At 65.7% G+C, this 22,741-nt stretch carries 20 protein-coding genes; 4 read left to right on the forward strand and 16 right to left on the reverse strand.

Annotated features, from left to right (window positions below):
- Nucleotides 1–189 precede the first annotated feature (189 nt).
- From BLEFHOIH_RS13240 to BLEFHOIH_RS13255, 4 genes are all read right to left on the reverse strand, one after another.
- Nucleotides 190–1,167: a beta-ketoacyl-ACP synthase III gene (locus tag BLEFHOIH_RS13240; protein ID WP_088346161.1), complete on the reverse strand. Its 978-nt coding sequence runs from the start codon at nt 1,165–1,167 to the stop codon at nt 190–192.
- Complete coding sequence (plsX, locus tag BLEFHOIH_RS13245) at nt 1,164–2,228, reverse strand: phosphate acyltransferase PlsX (RefSeq protein WP_088346163.1); 1,065 nt, start codon at nt 2,226–2,228, stop codon at nt 1,164–1,166. The genes BLEFHOIH_RS13240 and plsX overlap by 4 nt, the downstream gene beginning before the upstream one ends.
- 183 nt (nt 2,229–2,411) lie before the next feature.
- Complete coding sequence (locus BLEFHOIH_RS13250; protein ID WP_170937145.1) at nt 2,412–2,960, reverse strand: hypothetical protein; 549 nt, start codon at nt 2,958–2,960, stop codon at nt 2,412–2,414.
- Nucleotides 2,950–3,552 carry a ubiquinol-cytochrome C chaperone family protein gene (locus BLEFHOIH_RS13255; RefSeq protein ID WP_088346167.1) on the reverse strand — a complete coding sequence of 201 codons (603 nt, stop codon included), beginning with the start codon at nt 3,550–3,552 and terminating at the stop codon, nt 2,950–2,952. The genes BLEFHOIH_RS13250 and BLEFHOIH_RS13255 overlap by 11 nt, the downstream gene beginning before the upstream one ends.
- A 105-nt stretch (nt 3,553–3,657) precedes the next feature.
- Between BLEFHOIH_RS13255 and bamE the strand changes: the two genes are divergently transcribed.
- Nucleotides 3,658–4,209, forward strand: coding sequence for an outer membrane protein assembly factor BamE (gene bamE, locus BLEFHOIH_RS13260; protein WP_245296999.1), 552 nt, complete (start codon nt 3,658–3,660; stop codon nt 4,207–4,209).
- Between the two features lie 83 nt (nt 4,210–4,292).
- On the opposite strand, the gene BLEFHOIH_RS13265 is transcribed toward bamE, so the two are convergent.
- The 9 genes from BLEFHOIH_RS13265 to glyA form a co-directional block, all read right to left on the reverse strand.
- Entirely contained in the window at nt 4,293–6,410 is a 2,118-nt protein-coding gene (locus tag BLEFHOIH_RS13265) for a sodium-translocating pyrophosphatase (protein WP_088346170.1), read from the reverse strand.
- Between the two features lie 232 nt (nt 6,411–6,642).
- A complete protein-coding gene (gene thiL, locus BLEFHOIH_RS13270) occupies nt 6,643–7,674 on the reverse strand; it encodes a thiamine-phosphate kinase (protein WP_088346172.1) in 1,032 nt (343 codons plus the stop codon).
- Nucleotides 7,667–8,164, reverse strand: coding sequence for a transcription antitermination factor NusB (nusB, locus tag BLEFHOIH_RS13275; protein ID WP_280950369.1), 498 nt, complete (start codon nt 8,162–8,164; stop codon nt 7,667–7,669). Before nusB ends, thiL begins: the two co-directional genes overlap by 8 nt.
- Nucleotide 8,165: 1 nt before the next feature.
- The gene (gene ribH / locus BLEFHOIH_RS13280) at nt 8,166–8,642 is read right to left on the reverse strand and encodes a 6,7-dimethyl-8-ribityllumazine synthase (RefSeq protein WP_088346176.1); all 477 of its coding nucleotides are present in this window, start codon (nt 8,640–8,642) and stop codon (nt 8,166–8,168) included.
- Nucleotides 8,643–8,649: 7 nt separating this feature from the next.
- Complete coding sequence (gene ribB / locus BLEFHOIH_RS13285) at nt 8,650–9,783, reverse strand: 3,4-dihydroxy-2-butanone-4-phosphate synthase (RefSeq protein ID WP_088346178.1); 1,134 nt, start codon at nt 9,781–9,783, stop codon at nt 8,650–8,652.
- Nucleotides 9,780–10,385 (reverse strand): riboflavin synthase, encoded by a 606-nt coding sequence (locus tag BLEFHOIH_RS13290; protein WP_088346180.1) that lies wholly within the window; start codon nt 10,383–10,385, stop codon nt 9,780–9,782. The genes ribB and BLEFHOIH_RS13290 overlap by 4 nt, the downstream gene beginning before the upstream one ends.
- Before the next feature lies 1 nt (nt 10,386).
- The gene (gene ribD / locus BLEFHOIH_RS13295) at nt 10,387–11,484 is read right to left on the reverse strand and encodes a bifunctional diaminohydroxyphosphoribosylaminopyrimidine deaminase/5-amino-6-(5-phosphoribosylamino)uracil reductase RibD (RefSeq protein WP_170937146.1); all 1,098 of its coding nucleotides are present in this window, start codon (nt 11,482–11,484) and stop codon (nt 10,387–10,389) included.
- Nucleotides 11,485–11,542: 58 nt separating this feature from the next.
- The gene (nrdR, locus tag BLEFHOIH_RS13300) at nt 11,543–12,082 is read right to left on the reverse strand and encodes a transcriptional regulator NrdR (RefSeq protein WP_088346184.1); all 540 of its coding nucleotides are present in this window, start codon (nt 12,080–12,082) and stop codon (nt 11,543–11,545) included.
- A 30-nt stretch (nt 12,083–12,112) separates the two neighbouring features.
- Nucleotides 12,113–13,423 carry a serine hydroxymethyltransferase gene (gene glyA, locus BLEFHOIH_RS13305; RefSeq protein WP_088346186.1) on the reverse strand — a complete coding sequence of 437 codons (1,311 nt, stop codon included), beginning with the start codon at nt 13,421–13,423 and terminating at the stop codon, nt 12,113–12,115.
- A 268-nt stretch (nt 13,424–13,691) separates the two neighbouring features.
- Here glyA and BLEFHOIH_RS13310 point away from each other — a divergent pair, with 268 nt between their 5' ends.
- A complete protein-coding gene (locus tag BLEFHOIH_RS13310) occupies nt 13,692–16,616 on the forward strand; it encodes an insulinase family protein (protein ID WP_088346280.1) in 2,925 nt (974 codons plus the stop codon).
- A 115-nt stretch (nt 16,617–16,731) separates the two neighbouring features.
- Nucleotides 16,732–17,553: a transporter substrate-binding domain-containing protein gene (locus BLEFHOIH_RS13315; RefSeq protein WP_125461696.1), complete on the forward strand. Its 822-nt coding sequence runs from the start codon at nt 16,732–16,734 to the stop codon at nt 17,551–17,553.
- A 355-nt stretch (nt 17,554–17,908) separates the two neighbouring features.
- Here BLEFHOIH_RS13315 and BLEFHOIH_RS13320 read toward each other — a convergent pair whose 3' ends face one another.
- Nucleotides 17,909–18,943, reverse strand: coding sequence for a hypothetical protein (locus BLEFHOIH_RS13320; RefSeq protein ID WP_088346190.1), 1,035 nt, complete (start codon nt 18,941–18,943; stop codon nt 17,909–17,911).
- A gap of 376 nt (nt 18,944–19,319) precedes the next feature.
- On the opposite strand from BLEFHOIH_RS13320, the gene BLEFHOIH_RS13325 reads away from it, so the two are divergent.
- Nucleotides 19,320–20,417, forward strand: coding sequence for a TRAP transporter substrate-binding protein (locus tag BLEFHOIH_RS13325; protein ID WP_088346192.1), 1,098 nt, complete (start codon nt 19,320–19,322; stop codon nt 20,415–20,417).
- A gap of 166 nt (nt 20,418–20,583) precedes the next feature.
- Here the strand turns inward: BLEFHOIH_RS13325 and BLEFHOIH_RS13330 are convergent, their stop codons facing one another.
- Together BLEFHOIH_RS13330 and crtY are read right to left on the reverse strand one after the other, a co-directional pair.
- Nucleotides 20,584–21,543: a phytoene/squalene synthase family protein gene (locus tag BLEFHOIH_RS13330; RefSeq protein WP_088346194.1), complete on the reverse strand. Its 960-nt coding sequence runs from the start codon at nt 21,541–21,543 to the stop codon at nt 20,584–20,586.
- Nucleotides 21,536–22,729, reverse strand: a complete 1,194-nt coding sequence (gene crtY, locus BLEFHOIH_RS13335) for a lycopene beta-cyclase CrtY (RefSeq protein ID WP_088346196.1) — start codon at nt 22,727–22,729, stop codon at nt 21,536–21,538. The genes BLEFHOIH_RS13330 and crtY overlap by 8 nt, the downstream gene beginning before the upstream one ends.
- Between the last annotated feature and the right edge of the window lie 12 nt (nt 22,730–22,741).

Here is a 22,741-nt window from a genome sequence, read left to right on the forward strand (position 1 = left end):
CGGTCAATGACCGATATGGCATCATGCTGATTCAGCAAAAGATTTCCGGAAACAACTCGTAATCGGCGACCTTTCTCAGGTTCCGCTACAAAATCTGGGGGTAAAATCACAATAAAATGGAAAGTTTTCGCGGTGCGGCCGCGGCGCGCGCGAAGTCGGCGTCGCGGTTTTATGTGCCTCGCGAGAGAATCACCAGCGCGCGAGCACCGAACCCCAGGTAAAACCGCCGCCCATCGCTTCCATCAGCACCAGATTGCCCTGGTGCAGACGCCCGTCGAGCCGCGCCGTATCGAGCGCCAGCGGGATCGATGCGGCCGAGGTATTGCCGTGCTTCTCCAGCGTCATGACGATCTTTTCCGGCGAGATGCCGAGCTTTTTTGCCGTGCCGTCGAGAATGCGCTTATTGGCCTGATGCGGCACGAACCAGTCGATCTCGGAGGCGTCCAGCTCATGCTGGCGCAGCGTCTCCTCGATCACGCCGGAAATGGCGCCGACCGCAAAGCGGAAAACCTCTTTGCCCTGCATGCGCAAATGGCCGACCGTCTTGGTCGAGGACGGGCCGCCATCGACATAGAGCAGATCCCGGTAGCGCCCGTCCGAGCGCAGCACCGAACCGATGATGCCGCGCTCATTCGGCGCGCCGGTCGCCCGCGCGCCTTCGATCACCACGGCGCCGGCGCCGTCGCCGAACAGCACGCAGGTGGTGCGGTCTTCCCAGTCGAGGATGCGGGAGAAGGTCTCGGCGCCGATCACCAGCGCGCGGCGGAACTGGCCCGCCTTGACGAAATTATCCGCCGTCGCCAGCGCGTATACGAAGCCCGAGCACACCGCCTGCAGGTCGAAGGCCGCGCCTTGCGTGATGCCGAGCGCCGCCTGGATGGTCACGGCGGTGGCGGGAAAGGTGTTGTCCGGCGTCGAGGTCGCCAGCACGATCAGGTCGATATCCTTGGCATCCACCCCGGCGACTTCCAGCGCGCGGTTGGCGGCGGCGATGCCGAGATCGGAGGTGAGCTCGCCGTCGGCGGCGATGTGGCGCTCGCGGATGCCGGTGCGCTCCAGGATCCACTCATCGGTGGTGTCGACGATGCGCGACATGTCCGCGTTGGTGAGGACCTTCTCCGGGAGATAGGACCCACAGCCGCGAATGACTGATCGAATGGTGTTCACGTGATAGCGTCCGTATTTCTCAATAGCGGCGCCTGCTGCAACGCGTTTTGAAACCGCTCGACATCCTTGGAGATGATATGCACCAGCCCGCTCTTAGCCATGTCGTAACCGAGATCAACCGCGCTTGCAAAGCCAATTGCGTCGGCGCCGCCATGACTTTTGATTACGATTCCTTGCAGTCCTAAAAATATGCCGCCATTGGCGTGACGGGGGTCCATCTTCTCGCGCAGCGCCCGGAAGGCGCCCTGGGCGAGGAAGGCGCCGATGCGCGCGAGCAGCGACCGGCTGAGCGCCGCGCGCAGATAGGCGGCGATCTGCTTGGCCGTGCCTTCCGCCGTCTTCAGCGCGATATTGCCGGAAAAACCTTCGGTGACGACGACGTCGACCGTGCCCTTGCCGAGATCGTCGCCCTCGACGAAGCCATGATAGATGATCGGCAGATCCGCCTTCTTCAGCGCTTCCGAAGCCCGCTTGACCTCGTCCAGCCCCTTCACCTCCTCGACGCCGATATTCAGGAGGCCAACGGAGGGCCTGTCGACATGGAACAGCGCGCGTGCGAGCGCCGCGCCCATGCCGGCATTGTCGACGAGCTGCTTGGCGTCCGCGCCGACATTGGCGCCGATGTCGAGCACGATGCATTCGCTGTCGATGGTCGGCCAGATGCCGGCGATGGCGGGGCGGTCGATATTGGGCAGCATCTGCAGGCAGAATACCGACATCACCATCAGCGCGCCGGTATTGCCGGCGGAGACGGCGGCATCGGCCTCGCCGCGCTTCACCGCCTCGAGCGCCATCCACATGCTGGACTTGCCGCGCCCCTGGCGCAGCGCCTGGCTCGGCTTTGCATCCATCGAGACGGCGACGGGGGTATGGATGACGCGCGAATTCTTCGCCAGCGCCGGGTGCTGCTGCAGATGCGGCGCGATCTTAGCCTCGTCGCCGAAGATCAGAAATTCCGTGTCCGGATGACGGATGAGCGACAGCGCCGCGCCCGGCACGGCAATGGAGGGGCCATGGTCGCCGCCCATCGCATCCAGCGCTATCCTGATCCGCGCGCTCATTGGTTCACGTCCGGAGTTGCCATGATTGAAGGGTGGCTGGGGCCGGCATCGGCCCGGTCGGCGTCAGACCATACTTCATGCCATTGCCATTACAAACGAATTCTGGGCGGTTGCAAGGGCCTAGCGGAAAGCTGGGAGTTTGGTCGCATTGCCGGTGAGGATAGCGGCGGCCGGGTGGCCGCGTCAGCCCTTGTCCTTCAGCTTGGCGAGACCGGCGAAGGGGCCGCTCGGGCCGGCGGCCTTGGGATCGTCCCAGGCGAATTCGGCGTCCGGCTTGCGCGGATAGGGATTGATGGCGCTGGCCAGGATTTCCGCGCCGAGCGCGCCGACATCCAGCTTGCCGCCGATGATCGGAGCGGGCGGATCGGGCGGCAGGCCCTCGAAGGCGGGATCGACCGGCTCATCGTCCTCCGTGCCGATCTGGTGCTGCGGCCAGCACTCGACCTCGACCGCCTCGTCGATGCGCTCCGCCACCGGCTCGAGCGTCACGACGCAGAGCTGCGTCAGGCTCGCCTGCAGCGATCCGGTCAATTGGAAACGATCATGCGGGATCGGGGTGAGGCGGTAGCTGAAGGAGAAGCTGTCCAGCCCCTCGATGCGGAGCTGCTTGGCGAGCTGGTCGCGCTCGGCCTGGGTGGTTTCGAGCTTGCCCTCGCGCGGCTCCTTGCCGTCGCCGACAGTGATGATGCGGGAAAACAACGGCCCGGCGAGGTCCTGTGGCTCAGCTGCCATGCTGGCGCGCACCGACGATTTCGGGGAAGCGGATATTGCCCTGGAGAAGCATGTTGAGCGGCATCTCCTGGATGCTCTTGATTGACTGCTGAATGTAGACGGAGATCGATTCGGAACTGACTTGAGATTCGGTGGCGGCATCGCCGGGCTGGAAGCTTTTCCACACTTCGGCCGACAGCCCCTTGGTGTCGTTGCGCTGCAGCGCCGTCGAATAGGCGAGCAGCTGGCCATAGAAAAGCTGAGCGATTTTGCGCACTTCCTTCGGCACGTTGCGATCGGATACACCGAGGTCGCGGACCATGGTGTCCATCTCGCGGATGAACGCCTCGACGATCTCCTGGGCCAGAAGCTGGCCTTCGCGGCCGCCGAGCTTTAGGATCTGCAGCACCACGAACATGTGGATGACCAGCATGTCGAAGCGGCCGGAGAGCGTATCGGGCACGCCGCACCTGATATAAAAGCCGGGGTTACGCGACTGTGCCACAATTGCATCGTAGATCTTCTCAGCAGCTTCCTTGCGGGCCGCGCGACCGGCAAACCAGCGGAACATCGGTGTCATATTACCTTGAGCCTGGAATCTGTTACGCGTCATGTTCGTCACGGCCGCAACCACCTTGGAATGAAACTCACGGGGACTAGGATCTAAAGCTCATATCCGCCTGAACTAAGGCTTCACTGGATCGCAAGGTACAGCACTATGTCAAATCAAGATTCCAAATACATGAGGGATATTGCCGCCGGGGCGGTGATAGGGTCGGGGGGAACAAAAATCCGGTCTCCCTTGATCCGCACATTCGCCGCTGTCAGCCTCGCCCTCTGCCTCACCGCCTGCGCGGCGGACATTACCAAACATGGCCACGTCTTCACAGACGAGGATTTAGCACAGGTGAAAGAGGGCATGAGCCGGGATCAGGTCATCCTCGCCCTGGGCACGCCCGACACCAAATCCACCGTCGATCAGAATGCTTTCTACTACATTTCTACGACAACTAAAAGATCCGCAGCTTTCCTTGAGCCAACTATTGTTGATCGCCGGATCGTGGCTGTATATTTCAATAAGAAGGAGTCCGTACAGCGGGTTGCGAATTATGGATTGCAGGACGGCCGCGTGATCGACTTCGTCAGCCGCACCACGCCTTCGCGAGGCTCTGAGGACGGGCTGTTGAAAGAGCTGTTCCGCAATATCGGCCGCCCCGCGACGGGTGTTGCCGGCGGCCAGGGCGGCGGCACGGCCGGCTCCGGTTATTGATAGCGCCGCGCCTCTCGCATCAATGCCTACGCAAAGAACGAAAGGGCCCCGAAGGGCCCTTTTTTTTGTCTGCGGATCGCCGCTCAATGCGCCAGCACGGCCAGCAGCAGCAGCGCCACGATGTTGGTGATCTTGATCATCGGGTTCACGGCGGGGCCGGCGGTGTCCTTATAGGGATCGCCGACCGTGTCGCCCGTCACCGCCGCCTTATGCGCGTCCGAGCCCTTGCCGCCATAATGGCCGTCCTCGATATATTTCTTGGCGTTGTCCCAGGCGCCGCCGCCCGCCGTCATCGAGATGGCGACGAAGAGGCCGGTGACGATCACGCCGAGCAGCATCGCGCCGACCGCCGAGAAGGCGGCCGAGCGCCCCGCGACCCAGTCGATGACGACGAACACGACGATCGGCGACAGCACCGGCAGTAGCGAGGGCACGATCATCTCCTTGATCGCCGCCTTGGTCAGCATGTCGACCGCCGCGCCGTAATCGGGCTTGTCGGTGCCCTTCATGATGCCGGGCTTCGCCTTGAACTGCCGCCGCACTTCCTCGACGATCGAGGCCGCCGCGCGTCCGACCGCCGTCATGCCCATGGCCGCGAACAGATAGGGCAGCAGGCCGCCGAAGAACAGGCCGACCACGACATAGGGGTTGGAGAGCGAGAAGTCGACGTTGATGCCCTGGAAATAGGGGAATTGCTGCGGGTGGGCGATAAAGTATTTCAAGTCTTCGGTATAGGCCGCGAACAGCACCAGCGCGCCGAGGCCCGCCGAGCCGATGGCATAGCCCTTGGTGACGGCCTTGGTGGTGTTGCCGACCGCGTCGAGCGCGTCCGTGGTCTTGCGGACGTTGGCGGGCAGGTCCGCCATTTCGGCGATGCCGCCGGCATTGTCGGTCACCGGGCCGAAGGCGTCGAGCGCCACCACGAAGCCCGCCAGCGCCAGCATGGTCGTCACCGCGATGGCGATGCCGTAGAGGCCGGCGAGATTATAGGTGGCGAGGATGCCCGCGATGATGACCAGCGCCGGAGCGGCGGTCGCCTCGAGCGAAATCGCCAGGCCCTGGATGACGTTGGTGCCGTGGCCGGTCTGCGAGGCCGCGGCGATGGACTGGACCGGACGGTAACCGGTGCCGGTGTAATACTCGGTGATGACGATGATGAGCGTCGTCACGGCGAGGCCGATCACGCCGCAATAGAACAGGTCGCGGCCGGTGAAGGCGACGCCGGTTGCGGTGAGCTGCGTGTCCATGCCGATCAGGTAGGAGGTGATCGGCCAGAGCGCGATCAGCGATAGCACGCCGGTCGCGATGAAGCCTTTATAGAGCGCGCCCATGATGTTGTTGCTCGCCCCGAGCCGCACGAAGAAGGTGCCGATGATCGAGGTGATGACGCAGACCGCGCCGATGGCGAGCGGATAGAGCAGGGTGGCTTCGAGGACCGGCTGGCCGGCGAAATAGATGGTGGCGAGCACCATGGTGGCGACGATGGTCACCACATAGGTCTCGAACAGGTCGGCCGCCATGCCGGCGCAGTCGCCGACATTGTCGCCCACATTGTCCGCGATGGTCGCCGGGTTGCGCGGGTCGTCCTCGGGAATGCCGGCTTCGACCTTGCCGACGAGATCGCCGCCGACATCGGCGCCCTTGGTGAAGATGCCGCCGCCGAGACGGGCGAAGATCGAGATCAGCGATGCGCCGAAGCCCAGCGCAACCAGCGCGTCGACGACGACGCGGTCGGACGGGGCATAGCCCAGGATCTGGGTCAGGATGGCGTAGTAGATCGCAACGGCCAGCAGGGCGAGGCCCGCAACCAGCATGCCCGTCACCGCGCCGGCCTTGAAGGCGATGGCGAGGCCGGCGGCCAGACCCTTGGTCGAGGCTTGCGTCGTGCGCACATTCGCCCTGACCGAGACCAGCATGCCGATGAAACCGGCCGCGCCCGACAGGAACGCGCCGATCAGGAAGCCGACGGCGACCGTGATGGAGAGGAGGAAGGCGATGACGACGAAGATCACCGCGCCGACGATGCCGATCGTCGTATATTGCCGGGACAGATAGGCTTGCGCGCCTTCCTGGATGGCGGCGGCGATCTCTTGCATCCGCGCATTGCCGGCATCTGCCGCCATCACGGATCTGATAGCCCACACGCCATAGACGATCGATAGACCGCCGCAGGCGATGATGGCCCAAATCAAACTATTCATGTCTAAATTTCCCTCGCTTGGCATAGGCGGGAGGCCGTGTGCGTAATTATTGTTCTGCACAAGACCCGGAGCGCTTAGGCGTCCGATGACGCCGAGTGTTTCCTGCTAGTGGTTGGCAAATATGGGATGAATGCGGGGCCAGCCCATGAAATGCCGCCGGAACAATAGGAAAAGCGGCCGGTTTTCGCAACAAAACCTTGATCGAATTCAGGCTTTGACGGAAGGCGGGCGGCTATCGGGCGAGATGATCGTAGCCGGTGCGGGCGAGGGCGAGGGGGCGGCCATCCGGGTCGGAGAGCGTCAGCGCACCGCCAGGCCCGCCGATGGCGCCGATGCGGGTGACGCGGATGCCGGCCTTGGCGGCGGCATCGGAGAAGGCCGCGTGCTGAGCTTCGGGGATCGCGGCGAGGATTTCGTAATCATCTCCACCGGTTAGCGCGGTCTCGAGCAGCGCGGGATGGGCGGCGATCAGGCTTTGCGCGGGGGCCGAAAGCGGCACCGAGGCGGCCTCGATCCGGCCATCGACGCCGGAGGCGGCGCAGAGCCGGGCGCAATCGATGGCGAGGCCGTCGGAGACGTCCATCGCCGCCGAGGCGTGGGCGAGCAGCGCGGCGCGCAAGGCAAGGCGCGGTGCGGGACGAAGATAGCGGGTGATAAGTTCCGCGCGGGCCGCCTCGTCGAGCGGCCAGCCGCGTGATTCGGCATCGCCGCGCCGCAGGGCGAGGCCGAGGGCGGCGTCGCCGATGCTGCCGCTGACATAGAGATGATCGCCGGCTTGCGCGCCGCCGCGCCGAACCATCCGTCCGGCCGGCACGCTACCGAAGGCCGTCACCGCGACCATCAGCGGACCATTCGGCGAGACCGTCGTATCGCCGCCGCTGAGCGCGATGCCGAAGGCCGCCTGCGCCTCGCCGAGTCCGCCGGCGAAACCCGCGATCCAGTCCTCGGACGCGCCGCGCGGCAGAGCGAGCGCGATGCTGTAGGCGAGAGGCGCCGCCGCTTTCGCCGCCAGATCGGAGACGTTGACGGCAAGCGCCTTGAAGGCGATGTCGGCGGGGGCGTCGTCGGCGAAGAAATGCACGCCGGCGATCAGCGCGTCGGTGGTGACGACGAGTTCGCTCCCCTCGGGCACGCCGAAACTCGCCGCGTCATCACGCAAATCCAAGGCGCCGGGAAAGCCTGCCGCCAGAGGCCGGAAATGGCGCGCGATCAGGCTGTCCTCGCTGAAGACAGGCCCGCCGCCGCCCTTTCCGCTTTCAGCCATGGGCCGGACTCGTAAAATCCTTCGCGCGCACCTGCCGCGCCACGGCGTCGAGCACGCCGTTGACGACGCCCGGCTCGTCGCCGCCGAAAAAGGCGTGCGCCACATCGACATATTCGTTGATGATGACGCGGGCGGGGATGTCGTGCCGCTCCTTCAGCTCATAGGCCCCGGCGCGCAGGATCGCCCGGATGATGCTGTCGATGCGCGCCAGTTTCCAGCCCTTGGCAAGATTGCCGGCGATCAGCGGATCGACCGCGAGCTGGGCCCGGACGACGCCGAGCACAAGGTCGCGGAACAGCGGTTCGTCCGCGCGGTCGTAATACGCCCCGTCCACCTCATGCCCGAAGCGGTGGAGCGTAAACTGCCCGATCACCGCTGCCGCATCGGTCTGGGCAAGGTCCATTTGATAAAGCGCCTGCACGGCCGCAAGTCGCGCCGTGCCGCGCGCGCCTAGGCCCCGGGCCTCGCCGTCGGGCGGGGGCGGGGGGATGTCACTCGGATTGGAAGCCATGGCAATCCATGAACACATCGATCAGCCTCAGGCAAGCGACCGCTGCGTCGGCTCCCTTATTTCCGTCGGTTATGGAGGCCCTTTCCCAGGCCTGTGACTCATTCTCTACAGTCAGGATTCCGTTGCCCATCGGGATGCTGCTGCCGGTCGCGATGCCGAGCAGGGAGCGCGCCGATTCATTGGCGACGATGTCGTAATGGGAGGTCTCGCCGCGGATGACGCAGCCGAGCGCCACCGCGCCGTGATAGCGCCAGCGCGAGGCGCCGAAGGGGATCAGCCCGGCCCGCACGGCGAAGGCGAGGGCTTGCGGAATCTCCAGCGCGCCGGGCACGGCGACGCGATGATAGGAGGCGCCTGCCTCCTCCAGCGCGGCGATGGCGCCCTTGGCCAGCTCGTCGGAAATGTCGAGGTAGTAGCGCGCCTCGATCAGGAGCACGGACGGTTTGGCAAGCGGCATGGGCTCTCTACTCGATGGGGCGGCGGCCGATGATCTTCAGCCCGTATCCTTCGAGCCCGATGATTTTCGGCAGCGGTGAATTCGATAGCAATTCGATCTCGCGGATACCGAGGTCGATCAGGATTTGCGCGCCGACGCCGTAATCGACGAGACGGCCGGCCGTGCTGGCCTTGCCGCCTTCGGCCGCGCCGCAGAGTTCTTCCGAGACGGCCGAAGGGTTCGCCTCGCGGATCAGCACGAAGACGCCGCGCTCGACCTTTGCCAGCGCTTCGAGCGCGCGGTCGATCAGCGATTGCGGCCCATCATGCCGGCGGAAGCCGACGACATCTTCCAAAACGCTCAGCGCGTGCATCCGGACCAGGACCGGGCCGGGCGCGGCGACATCGCCCTTCACCAGCGCGATATGCTCCTGGCCGTCCGCCGTGTTCTGGTAGACTTTCAGGTCGAATTCGGCGCCGTGCAGGCTGTCTATATGCTTCTCGCCGACGATGCGGACGAGGCTGTCATATTTGCGGCGATAGGCGATGAGGTCGGCGATGGTGCCGATCTTCAGGCCGTGGAACTGGCCGAAAGCCATGAGGTCCGGCATCCGCGCCATGGTGCCGTCATCGTTCATGATCTCGCAGATGACGCCGGCGGGATAGAGGCCGGCGAGCCGCGCGATGTCGACGGCGGTCTCGGTATGGCCGGCGCGGACCAAGACGCCGCCGGTGCGGGCGACCAGCGGGAAGACGTGGCCGGGCGAGACGATGTCGCGGTGGTCCTTGGACGGGTCGATGGCGGTGGCGATGGTGTGGGCGCGGTCATGCGCCGAAATGCCGGTGGTGATGCCTTCGCGGGCCTCGATGGAGACGGTGAAATTGGTGGTGTGGCGCGACTGGTTCGAGCGCGACATCAGCTCCAGATTGAGCTCCTCGGCGCGGTCCTGGGTCAGGGCGAGGCAGATCAGGCCGCGGCCGTAGCGGGCCATGAAATTGACGGCCTCGGGCGTGGCCATCTGGGCGGGGATGACGAGGTCGCCTTCATTCTCGCGGTCCTCGGCGTCGACCAGGATGAACATCCGGCCGTTGCGCGCATCCTCCAAAATCTCCTCGATGGAGGAGAGCTGGCCGAAATGGCGCGGCTTTTCTGCGATGCTCATGCGCCCGCTTCCTTATGCTCGCTCAGGCGGGCCACGTAACGCGCCATCAGGTCGACCTCCATATTAAGCGCATCCCCCGCGCGTTTCTGCCCCCAGCTCGTCACTTCGAGCGTATGGGGGATAATGTTCACGGTAAAATTGTTGCCGGAGACACTGTTAACCGTTAGCGACGTGCCGTCGAGCGCGACCGAGCCTTTTTCCGCGACGAAGCGGGCAAGTCCGGGCGGGCAGGCGATCTCGAAACGCGTCGATGTCCCATCCGGCGTGGCGGCCACGATACGCGCGACGCCATCGACATGTCCTGCGACCATGTGGCCGCCGAGCTCATCGCCCAGCTTCAGGGAGCGCTCCAGGTTGACGCGGTGGCCGACGCTCCAATTGCCGAGCGTCGTTCGGGCGAAGGTTTCGTTCGAGGCTTCAACGTCGAAAATGCTGGCGCCGGGGGCGGTCGCCTCGACACGGGTGACGGTCAGGCAGCAGCCGTCGCAGGCGATGGAAGCGCCGATGGCGATGGTCTCGGCAGGCGAATGGCAGGCGATGCGGAGGAGGCCGCCATCCGCCGCGATCAGTTCGCCGATATCGGTGATGATTCCTGTAAACATCTCAACCCGGCCAGAATTCGGCGCGGCGGTGGATGGTGATCCGGTCCGCGCCCGCGCGCCGCTCGTCGACAAAGCGGTATTGAGCATTGGCGGTGACGGTTTCAAGGCCCGCGACGCCGAATGGCTTGATCGAGCGCCCGGCGACCGCCGCCCCGCCGGTGATGATGACCGCCTCGTCGATCAGGCCGGCATTGAAGAAACTCTGCGCAACCGCCGGGCCGCCTTCGACCAGCAGCCGGGTGATGCCGCGCTCGGCGAGCTCTTGCGTGACGGCACGGATGTCGAGCCGTCCGTCCGGGCCGGTCGGGACCGGGACGACAGCGACGCCCGCTGCTTCGAGACGCGCGATGTTCTCGGCGGGCGCATCCGGCGCGCAGGCGACCCATACGGGCGCCACGTCCAGATTGCCGAGCATTTTTGCGCTGGCGGGCAATTCGGCGCGCGTCGAGAGCACCACCCGCACCGGCGAGCGCCATGCGAGGCCCGGCAACCGGCAGGTCAGGTCCGGATCATCGGCCGCGACCGTGCCGTGGCCGACCAGGATCGCATCGGCTTCGGCGCGTAATAGGTGCCCATGCGCCCGCGCCTCCGCGCCCGTCGCCCAGACCGGGCCGCCATCGCCCGCCGGGACGCGTCCCGAAGCATCGACGGCCATCTTCATCTGGATGAAAGGCCGCCGCTCCGTCAGCCGCAATTCATGGCCGAGCATCAGCCAGCGCGCTTCATGCGCCAGCGGTCCCGCCTCGACCTTGACCCCATGCGCCCGGAGCCGGGCGAGGCCCTGGCCCGCGACGCGCGGATCGGGGTCGACGACGCCATAGACGACGCGGGCAATGCCCGAGGCGATGATCGCGTCCGAGCAGGGCGGTGTCTTGCCCCAATGGGCGCAGGGCTCGAGCGTCACGTAAAGCGTCGCGCCTCGCACCAGGTCGACGGCCGAGGCGATGGCATTCGCCTCGGCATGCGGACGCCCGCCCGGGCTCGTCCAGCCGCAGGCGATGACGCGCCCGCTCGCCGGCTCGACAATGACGGCGCCGACGGATGGGTTAGGCCAGGTCTGGCCGAGACCGCGCTTGCCGAGGGATATGGCAAGCGCCATGTTCGCGCGTTCGGGCTGGCTCGCCGGAAGGCGGTGCCTTGCCTCGCCAGCGCGTGAATTAAGGCCGCTCATCGTTTGGAAGGCCCGAAGGCGCCATCTCCTGATCCGGCTTGTGGGGGTGCTCGGGACGCGGCGCCCTAAGCGGCCGCTCCCCTGCGATCTCGCCGAGCACGGTCTCGAAATCGCGCGCCTCGCGGAAATTCTTATAGACCGAGGCGAAGCGAACATAGGCGACGGCGTCGAGCTTGCGCAGCTCCTCCATCACCAGTTCGCCGATCTTATGCGAAGGCACCTCGCTTTCGCCCTGGCTTTCCAGCTTGCGCACCATGGTGCTGACCAGCCGGTCGATCTGCTCCGGCTCGACCGGGCGCTTGCGCAGCGCGACCTGCACCGAGCGGGTCAGTTTGTCCCTGTCGAACGGCACGCGCCGGCCGCTGCGCTTGGAGACGACGAGCTCGCGCAGTTGAACGCGCTCGAAGGTGGTGAAACGCTCGCCGCATTCCGGGCAGAAGCGGCGGCGGCGTATGGCGGTATTGTCTTCGGTCGGCCGGGAATCTTTGACCTGGCTGTCATTCTGACCGCAATGGGGGCACCGCATACCATGCCTCGAAAGCTCCGCTCGGGAGCGCTATGGATTATAGATCGGGTAGCGCTCGCACAGATCAATGGCCTCGCGCTTGATGCGCTCTTCCACTTGCCCGTTGCCGCTATCGCCGTTGGTTACGAGTCCGTCGAGCACTTCGGAAATCATGCGGCCAATATCGCGGAATTCGGCTGCGCCAAATCCCCGCGTCGTGCCTGCTGGCGAGCCAAGTCTGATCCCCGAGGTGATGAACGGCTTTTCCTCATCGAACGGGATCGCATTCTTGTTGCAGGTGATATGCGCGCGGCCAAGAGCCGCTTCCGCCGCTTTGCCGGTCAGCTTTTTCGGGCGCAGATCAACCAAAATCAGATGCGTATCCGTGCCCCCGGTCACGAGCCCGTAGCCGGCGGACGTGATAGCGTCGCCCATCGCCTTGGCGTTGGCAACCACATTTTGTGCATATTGCGTAAAACCGGGCTGCAACGCTTCACCGAAGGCGACGGCCTTGGCGGCGATGATGTGCATGAGCGGTCCGCCCTGCAGGCCGGGGAAGATCGCCGCGTTGATCCGCTTGGCGATTTCGGCGTCATTGGTCAGGATCATGCCGCCGCGCGGGCCGCGCAAAGTCTTATGCGTGGTGGTGGTAACGACATGGGCGTGGGGCAGCGGGCTCGGATGCACGCCCGCCGCGACGAGCCCGGCGAAATGGGCCATGTCGACCATGAAATAGGCGCCGACGCTGTCGGCGATGGCGCGGAAGCGGGCGAAGTCGATGACGCGCGGATAGGCCGAGCCGCCGGCGATGATGACGGTCGGCTTATGCTCCTTCGCCAGCCGTTCGACCTCGTCGAAGTCGATGAGATTGTCCTCGCGGCGGACGCCATATTGGATCGGGGTGAACCATTTGCCGGACAGGTTCGGCGCCGCGCCATGGGTGAGATGGCCGCCGGCGGCAAGGCTCATGCCGAGGATCGGATCGCCCGGCTTGGCGAGCGCCAGCATCACCGCCTGATTGGCCTGCGAGCCGGAATTGGCCTGCACATTGGCGAAGCCGCAATCGAACAGCCGCTTGGCGCGGTCGATGGCGAGATTCTCGGCGACGTCGACGAATTGACAGCCGCCATAATAGCGCTTGCCCGGATAGCCTTCGGCATATTTGTTGGTCAGCACCGTGCCGGCGGCTTCCAGCACGGCGCGCGAGACGATGTTCTCCGAGGCGATCAGCTCGATCTCATCCTGCTGGCGTTTCAGCTCGCTGGAGACGGCGCCGAAAATCTCAGGGTCGGCTTCGGCCAGCGGCGTGGTGAAGAAAGCGTTATCGCGCCGCGCGCCCGCCAGAGCATTGGATGCTGTCATTGAGCTGTCCCGTCATCGTCAGTTGCATTGCCCGGAAGCGCGCGCGCAAGGGCCCGCTTCGTCGCCGAAATTTTCCCGTACACTCCTAGCACACCTGGAGCGGGTAGGCGATTTCTCGTTGCCTTTATGCCGTTTTTTGCGGAGGGCCGCTTCCATTCCGGTGCGAACACTTCCAAATGATCGATGACATCCGTAACCGCAATCCTTGAACGCCGCGTCGCGCGCCTGCCATAATGTCGCAACAGCCGGCGGTCCTTAGCGAGGCATGATGACACTTCTCCATGGATTTCAGTTGGAGCGCGAGGAAAGCGTCCCCGAGATCGGCTGCCTCGCGCGCCTCTACCGGCATGAGCGCACTGGCGCCGAGCTCCTGTCGCTGATCGGCGAGGACGAGAACAAGGTGTTCGGCGTCAGCTTCCGCACCCCGCCCGCCGACTCCAACGGCATCGCGCATATTCTCGAGCATTCGGTGCTGTGCGGCTCGCGCAAATATCCGGTGAAGGCGCCCTTCCTCGAGATGCTGAAGGGCTCGCTGAAGACCTTCCTCAACGCGATGACCTATCCGGACAAAACCGTCTATCCGGTCGGCAGCGTCAACCTCCAGGATTTTTACAATCTGGTCGACGTCTATCTCGACGCCGTCTTCCATCCGCGCATCACGCCGGACATCCTGAAGCAGGAAGGCTGGCATTACGAGCTGGAGAGCGCCGATGCGCCGCTCATCTATAAGGGCGTCGTCTTCAACGAGATGAAGGGCAGCTATTCCTCGCCGGACGACCGCGTTTCGCGGCTGTCGCAGCAATCGGTGTTCCCGGACACCATCTACGGCATCGATTCCGGCGGGGATCCGAAGGACATACCGAGCCTCACCTACGAGACCTTCAAGAGCTTTCACGAGCGCTATTACCACCCCTCCAACGCCAAATTCGTCTTCTATGGCAATGACGATCCGGAGCGCCGGCTCGAGATCCTCGACGGCGTGCTGAGCGAGTTCTCGCGCATCGAGGTGGACAGCAAGATCGGCCTGCAGCCGCGCTTCAACGCCCCGCGCCAGTTGCAGCACACGCTGCCCGCCGGGGCGCAGGAGGCGGGCGAGAAGCAGGCGCGCGTCACGCTGAACTGGATGCTGGACGAGGTCGACGATGTCGAGCTGAACCTGTCGCTGGCGATCCTCAATCACATCCTGGTCGGCACCCATGCCGCGCCGCTGCGCAAGGCGCTGATCGACTCCCGCCTCGGCGACGATGTGACCGGGACCGGCCTCAATACCGGCCTGCGCCAGATGCGCTTCGGCGCGGGGCTTAAGGGCATCGACGAAGGCGATAGCGAAAAGGTCGAGGCGCTGGTGCTGTCGACGCTGGAACGGCTCGCCGAAGATGGCCTCGATCCGCTGACTGTCGAGGCGTCCATCAACACCATCGAATTCCGGCTGCGGGAGAACAATACCGGTTCCTTCCCGCGCGGCATCTCGATCATGCTGCGTTCGCTGAATGCCTGGAACTATGACCGCGACCCGCTTTCCCCGCTCGCCTGGGAAGCGCCGCTGCAAATGCTGAAGACCCGGCTGGCCAGCGGCGAGCGGGTGTTCGAGGACCTGATCCGCCGCTATCTGATCGACAACGTGCATCGCACCCGCGTGCTGTTCACGCCCGACCCCGAGCAGAGCGGCCGGGAAGCCGCCGATGAGCGCGCCAAGCTCGACGCCGCCCGCGCGGCCATGAGCGATGCCGATGTCGAGGCGGTGATCGAGGAGACCCGCGCGCTGAAGCGGATGCAGGAGACGCCAGACAGCGCCGAGGCGCTCTCCCGGCTGCCCATGCTGAAGCTGAAGGATCTCGACCGCAAGACCGCGCTCATCCCGATCGACATCGCCGAGCGATCCGGTGCGCGCGTGCTCACCCATGACCTCGCGACCAATGGCGTCGTCTATGCCGATGCCGGGCTCGATCTGCGCCGCCTTCCGCCGGACCTGCTGCCCTACATCGGCATCTTCCGCCGGGCGCTGCTGGAGACCGGCGCGGGCGATCTGGATTTCGTTCAGCTCTCGCAGCGCATCGGCCGGGTGACCGGCGGCCTTTCGGCCCAGGACTTCACCTCGACGGTGATCGGCGAAAATCGCGGCGTCGCCTGGCTGATCCTGCGCATCAAGACCATGCCGGACAAGGCCGCCGAAAGCTTCGCCATCCTCGCCGACGTCCTGCTCTCGGCCCGGCTCGGCAATCACGAGCGCATCGCGCAGATCGTCAATGAGGAGCGGGCGGGCCTGGAATCGCGGCTCGTGCCCGGCGGCTCATCGATCGCCTCGACGCGCCTTCGCGCGAGCCTCGAAGAGGGAAGCTGGGTGGACGAGCAGATCGGCGGCGTCAGCTATCTGAACTTCCTGCGCCAGCTTGCCGCCTCGATCAAGGAGGATGGCGGCGCGGCGCTGACGGCGACGCTGGAGCGCATTCGCGGCCTGCTGGTCAACCGCAATGCCATGGTCTTCAACCTCACCGCCGACGCGGACGGCCTGACGCGGGTCGAGCCCGACCTCGCCGGATTGCTGGCGCGTCTGCCCTCGGCGGCGCCGGCCGCCTATCCCGACTGGCTGATCCCGGGCCTGCCGCGTTTCGAGGGTCTGACCATGCCGGCCAAGGTCAATTATGTCGCCAAGGGCGAGAGCCTGCCCAAGCTCGGCTACAAGCCGGGCGGCGCGGCGATGGTCGCCAGCAACTGGCTGCGCGGCGGCTGGCTGTGGGACAAGGTGCGGGTGCAGGGCGGCGCTTACGGCGCTTTCTCCAGCCTCGATCTGCGCTCCGGCGTGATGACCTTCGCCTCCTATCGCGACCCCAACCTGATGGAGACGGTCGCGGTCTATGACGGCGCGGGCGGCTTCCTCCGGGGCGTGGCAGGCAATGCCGTCGATCTGGAGCGCGCCATCATCGGCACCATCGGCCAGCTCGACACCTACCGGCTGCCCGATGCCAAGGGCCTCGTCTCGATGCTGCGCTATCTCGCCGGCGACAGCGACGAGCGCCAGCAAACCATCCGCGACGAAGTTCTGAACGCCAGCCCCGCCGACATCCGCGGCTTCGCCGATGCGCTCGACGCCGTTGCCGCGCATGGGCGGACGGTGGTGCTCGGCTCGGAGCAGGCGATCAAGGCGGCCAATGCCGGGCTCGAGGACCGCTTCACGCTGACCAAGGTTCTATAGCGCCGCGCGCGCCATCGACCCGGCGGAGGGATAAAGCGTCTTTATCCCTCCGTTTTTCTGTGACAGATAGCGGCGGGCACCGTTTCGCCCGGTCTTGCAACGCGCGGGCAAATTCATGGCATTCGATTTTGCGCTGAGAATTCTGGCGATGGCTCTGGCTGTCGCCGGGTCGGTGGGAACCGCCACGGCGGGCGTGCTCGAGGATGTGAAGGCGCGCGGCGAGCTGATCGTCGGCGTCAAGGCCGACACGCCGCCTTACGGCTACCGGCTGCCGGCGGGCGAGATCGTCGGCATGGAGCTCGATCTGGCCAAGGATCTGGCCGACCGCCTCGGCGTCAAGCTGAAGCTGTGGCCGGTATCGCCCGACAGCCGTCTGCAATTCCTGGAACAGGGCCAGATCGATCTCCTCATCGCGACCCTCGCCGTCACCGACGAACGCAGGAAGCGCGTGGCGCTGGTCGAGCCGTTCTATTATGCCAGCGGCATCGCGGTGATCGCCAAGCGGGAGGCCGGGGTGAACGGCATCGGCGATCTGGCAGGCAAGCCGTTCTGCGCCCTGCGCGACGCCTATTTCCGCGACGACATTCTGGCGCGGGCGGGGGGAAGCGTTTTCGTGCCCGTCCGCAATCTCGATGAGGGCAGGGCGGCGCTGGCCGAGGGCAAATGCGTGGGCCTCGCTGATGAGGACGTCCGGCTGATCCACACGCGCAACAGCGCGGCCGAGGCGTGGAAGGATTACCGGATCGCGCCGCTCGACCTGCCGCTGCTGCCCTGGGCCATCGCGGTGCGCACCGGCGAGAAGGACACGCCCTTCGGCAAGCTGGTCTCCGCCACCGTCACGGACTGGCACAAGAGCGGCAAGCTGCTGGAGCTGGAAAAGAAATGGCTCGGCGAGAATACCAAATGGCTCTCCGAGGCGCATGAGCGGGCGAAGTAATCGCCGAGGCCGCCGCCCCATGCGCCGACCGGCATTCCGGCAACGCAGCGCTTGCCGGCTATTCAGTCAGGTTAAAGCGGAAATCATTCTGGTCGAAAGCAGAGCGCCGCGCCTTGCCGCAGCTCGACCCTCTCCGAGGGGAGAGGGTGGCGTGTGTCAGCGCGCCGGGTGAGGGGTAGCGGACTCAACGGCTGATTCACGAACCCCTCACCCCCGCCCTCTCCCAAGGGAGAGGGAGTCCGGCTGCGGATCGGGGATGGAACGGTTGCTAATGGCTAGATCCGGAAAAGCGGATCGAATCCGCCCGTCCTCCCGGATGGCCAGACTATCTCAATCCTGTCGCAACCGCCGCGCGTCAGCGAACGGAGGCCGAGCGGCTGCTCAGTTCGGCGGCGCGCTGGTACCATTGCGCCGCCAGCCGCTGATCCGGCTCCAGCCCGGCGACCGGCAAGGTGGCGAGGAAGCGGGCATCGTAGGTCTGGGCCAGCGCGAAGGCGCCGAGGGCGCTTTGCTGGGAGGCCAGATGCTCGAAGATCATCCGCGCGCCGTTGACATGGCCGCGCTCGATGAGGTCGCGGCCGCGATGCAGCATGGACTGCTCCTCGCTGGCCGAGATCGCCGTCGCCTGGCCGACGACGGGCGTGGTGGAGGCCGGGGCGGTGACCGCCGGGCGGCCCTCGTTCTTCTTGGCCTGCTTGGACAGGAAAATCTTGGCGGCCTCTTCCATCTCCTGGAAAAAGGCCTCGCGCTCGGGGCCGCTCTCCGGCGCTCCGTCACGGCCGGGCGAGGACCTGAGTCTCGCCGTCTCCTGCGGGGGAGGCGCCGCGATTTCGGGCTCGCCGCCGAGACGGTCCTGCTCGGCCTTGCCGGGGAGGATGCCGCTGTGCAGCATCGCCGACGCCTTCGGCTCGGCGCCGATCTCCGGCTCTTCGGTCGAAGTGCGCGACTGGTTCCACTGCGTGCCGATCTGCTGGATGGCAAGACCGATCACCGCGATCGACATTGAAATGGCGATGACATTGCGTGCGCCGCTGCCGGCGCGCTTGGTCGGAGCCGGAGCCTGCGGCGCGGGCGCCGGACGCCGCGAGGGCATCTGCGCGGCCGGCCGGGCGGCGGGCGGTTCGGGGGCGATGAAGATCGGATCCCAGCCAGGGGGCGGCGCGGCGGGCCGCGCTTCACGCTGCTGGCGCTGGGCCCGGTCGAGGGCGCGCTTCAGCTCGTCTTCCAGGTCGCCGCCTGGACCTTGCGGTCTGGGAGCTCGGACCGGGGCAGGGGCAGGGCTGCGCCGCTCCGGCATCCGCTCCTGCATGTTGATGACGGATCCGCCGCCCTCGCCAGGATAGTCGCTCCCAGCGCGTTGCAGGATGCGCCTCCAGGAAACCTGATTCATGTAAGGTCTCTCCCCCACGCAACACTCGATCTGGCCGAACCTTAGCGTCCCAATGTGGCGACGTTGGGTTAGCAGACAAAATCGAGTTTAGTAAAATTTGACTTAAACCGCAAAGTCTTAGGAAAGCGATAAAAGACGGCGAAAGCCGGGCGGTGCAAAAATATGGCGGATTGGCCGAAAAAGCCAGCCCCCGCGCGGTGAATTGTTTAGTTGCGCAAGCTTCCGCGACAAGGCAATTTCGAGCGCCGGCAAGGCTGCAATTCCAGGCGGACGACCGATTTTGCGAGGTTTTTCAATCCCGCGCCGGCATCGGCCAGCCCGGTTTGGCTTCGCGAGCGACAACAAGAAAATCGCGCATCTTTTAGGGAGGACTTCAATGGACAGAAGAGCATTCTTGAAACGCGCCGCCATTGCCGGCGCGGGCACCGCCGCGCTCGCCGCCCCGGCCATCGCCCAGGCGCAGCCGGAGGTGAAATGGCGCATGACGTCGAGCTTCCCGAAATCGCTCGATACCATCTACGGCGCCGGCGAGACCTTCGCCAAATATGTCGCCGAAAGCACCGACAATAAATTCCAGATCCAGGTCTTCGCCGCCGGCGAGATCGTGCCCGGCCTGCAAGCCGCCGACGCCGTCGGCAACGGCACGGTCGAGGCCGCCCATACCGCCAGCTATTATTTCTGGGGCAAGGACCCGACCTTCGCGCTTGCGACCGCCGTGCCCTTCTCGCTCAATGCCCGCCAGCAGAATGCCTGGAGCTATTATGGCGGCGGCACCGAGCTGATGAACGAGTTCTATTCCGGCTACAACATCTTCGCGCTGCCCTGCGGCAATACCGGCGCCCAGATGGGCGGATGGTTCCGCACCGAAATCAACACGGTCGCCGATCTGAACGGCTTGAAATTCCGCATCGGCGGCTTTGGCGGCAAGGTGCTGACCAAGCTCGGCGTGGTGCCGCAGCAGATCGCGGCGGGCGAGATCTATCCCGCGCTCGAGAAGGGCACCATCGACGCCACCGAATGGGTCGGCCCCTATGACGACGAGCGGCTCGGCCTCTACAAGATCGCGCCGAACTATTATTATCCCGGCTTCTGGGAAGGCGGCGCCATGCTGCACGTCTTCATCAACCAGGCCAAATGGGCCGAGCTGCCGGCGAACTACAAGGCGATCGTGCGCTCCGCCGCCGAGGCGGCGAATTCCGACATGATGGCCAAATATGACTACGTCAATCCGCCGGCCATCCGGAGCCTCGTCTCCAAGGGCGCGAAGCTGCGCCCGTTCTCGGCGGAGATCCTGAACGCCGCCTTCGACGCCTCGCAGGCGACCTATGCCGAGCTGAATGCCAGCAACCCGAAATTCAAGAAGGTCTATGACAGCATCGTCGCCTTCCGCAAGGACGCCTATCTGTGGGCGCAGATCTCGGAATATACCTTCGACAGCTTCATGATGGCCCAGCAGCGGGCCGGCAAGCTGTAGGCGTTGAGGGATAATTCCGCCGCTCTTAACTCGTCGCCCCGGCCGTTAGAGCCGGGGCCCACTCGACTCTCCGCGAGCACTATGCCGGCGGTTCCGCCAATGGGTCCCGGTCCGGCCTGACGGCCGCCCGGGACGACGGTGGGAGAGGTCCCATGCCACAACCCGCCTACCCGCAGAACATCCCCGGCTCCATCGATCCCCTGGGGCGGGTCCAAAGGCCCTTGCGGGAGGGGATCTCCACCAGCCGGCCATGCGCGTGCGACCTTGCGATAGTCGCGAGGCTCCGGGCGACACCGTAGAGCTTGCGCGCGGCGCTGACGCGGGCGCGGCGGTCCCAGGCGGCGGCGCCTTCGCGGCGGACGAGGCGGCCGATGTCGCGGTAGACGAAGCGGGCCGAGGCGATCGCCCAGGCCGAGCGGAAGGGCAGGAAGGCGATGCCGTGGCGGGCCGAGACATAGAAGCGGTCGCTCACCGCCAGCAGGCGCTCGGTCACCTCATGCACTTTTTGCCGGTTGGCGGGGTCGGCGATGGCCGAGCGCGGCACGCCCGCCTCCTCGAGCCAATCCTCCGGCAGATAGACGCGGCCGAGGGCGGCGTCCTCCATGACGTCGCGGGTGATGTTGGTGAGCTGGAAGGCGATGCCGAGGTCGGAGGCGCGGTCGAGCGTCGCTGCATCCTTCACGCCCATGATGACCGCCATCATCACGCCGACGACGCCGGCGACGTGGTAGCAATAGCCCAGCGTATCGTCGAGCGTCCGGTAGCGGCGCCCCTCGACATCCATGGCGAAACCTTCGAGATGGTCGAGCAGGTAGCGCTCGGGCACGCCGCGCTCGGCGACGACGCGGTGCAGCGCGCCGAACACCATCTCGTCCCAATCGCCCCGCACCGCCCGGCGCGTCGCTTTGCGCAATTCGGCGAGGCGCTCGGCGGGGGAAGCGGTCGCGGCGCGGCCCCCCGCAAAGCCCAGCTCCTGGCCGTCGATGACGTCATCGCAATGCCGGCACCAGGCGTAGAGCATATAGGCATGGGCGCGGGTTTCTGCATCGAAGAGCCGCGCGGCGGCGGCAAAGCTCCTGGACCCTTTTTCAATCCGTTCGCGGCTATATTCGACGATCTTATCCATTCGATTGACCTGCATCTCCGAACTGACTCGGCCTCAGACTGGCCTCCCTGATATGCGCCAAGGCCCTGGCGATGGGGACGGGCGGGCGGCCGATCAAAATGCGCGCCTTGTCGGCAGGTGACGAGGCGGCGCGGTAGAAGCGCTCGATCAGCGGCTCGGCCAGCGAATAGAACCGCTGCATGATTTCGTAGCGCTTGCCGGGCTCGGCGGCCAAAAACAGGAACCTGTTCAGCATGCGATAAAAGCCGCGCTGTTGCCAGAGCCGTTTGGAGAGGGCTTGCGTCAGGCTGGCGACGCTCGCCGTGGTGAGCTCGGGCAGCGCCGCGATGGCGTCGGCGGTGGCGACGGCGTCGGGCAGCGAATAGCCGGTCGTCGGATGGAACAGGCAGGCGCGCAGGCCGATCCGGGCGACGTCCGTGCCGACCTCGCGCCAGAAGGCGTCGATATCGCCGCCGAGCAGGATCGGCAGCGTGCCGGTCTCCTCGCGCAGGATTTGGGCGATGCGCCAGCCGCGCGCGGCGGCATAGGCTTCGATCTTGCGCCGGATCGCGGCGGGCTCCAGCGAGGGGCCGTCGGCGTAGTAGGTGTCCTCGATCAGGATGGTGTCCGCCGTGAAGGGCAGGGTGTAGACGAAGCGGTAGCCGTCATCCTGGCTGATGGCGGCGTCCATGATGACCGGGACCGTCTCGCCATGCGGCGCGGCGAGGCGCAACTCCAGGCCGATGAATTTCTGAAAGCCGAGGGCGAGCGCGGCGGAAGGCGCGGGGCCGCGCCCGTCGATGATGCAAGGGGCGGTCAGCCGCTCGCCTCCATCGAGCAGGACCGCCGAAGGCTCGAGTGCCGCGATGCGGGCGTTCAGCCGGATGCAGCCGCCGCCGAGCGCCGCCAGGGCGACGTGGTGCAGCGTGGTCGATGAGATGGATTGATAGCCGGCGTCGAGCCGGCGCGTATATTTTGGAAAGCGCACCACCTGACCGGGCCAGCGATAGGTAATGAAAGGCGCAATCCAGCTTGCCTGCGCCGGCGTCAGATCGGAGGCGTGACAGGACCAGGTGTGGTTGCCGCCGAGTTGGGCGCCGCCCTCGATCACCAGCAAGCGCAATTCCGGCCTCAGCGCCTTCAGCCGGCAGGCGGCGAGCGTCGAGGCAAGCCCGCCACCGGCGAAGATCACGTCGTGGTCGGTCATCGGGCGCGGGCC

It is taken from the genome of Rhodomicrobium sp. R_RK_3, assembly GCF_002198715.1.
In the GTDB taxonomy this organism is placed as follows: Bacteria; Pseudomonadota; Alphaproteobacteria; order Rhizobiales; family Rhodomicrobiaceae; genus R-RK-3.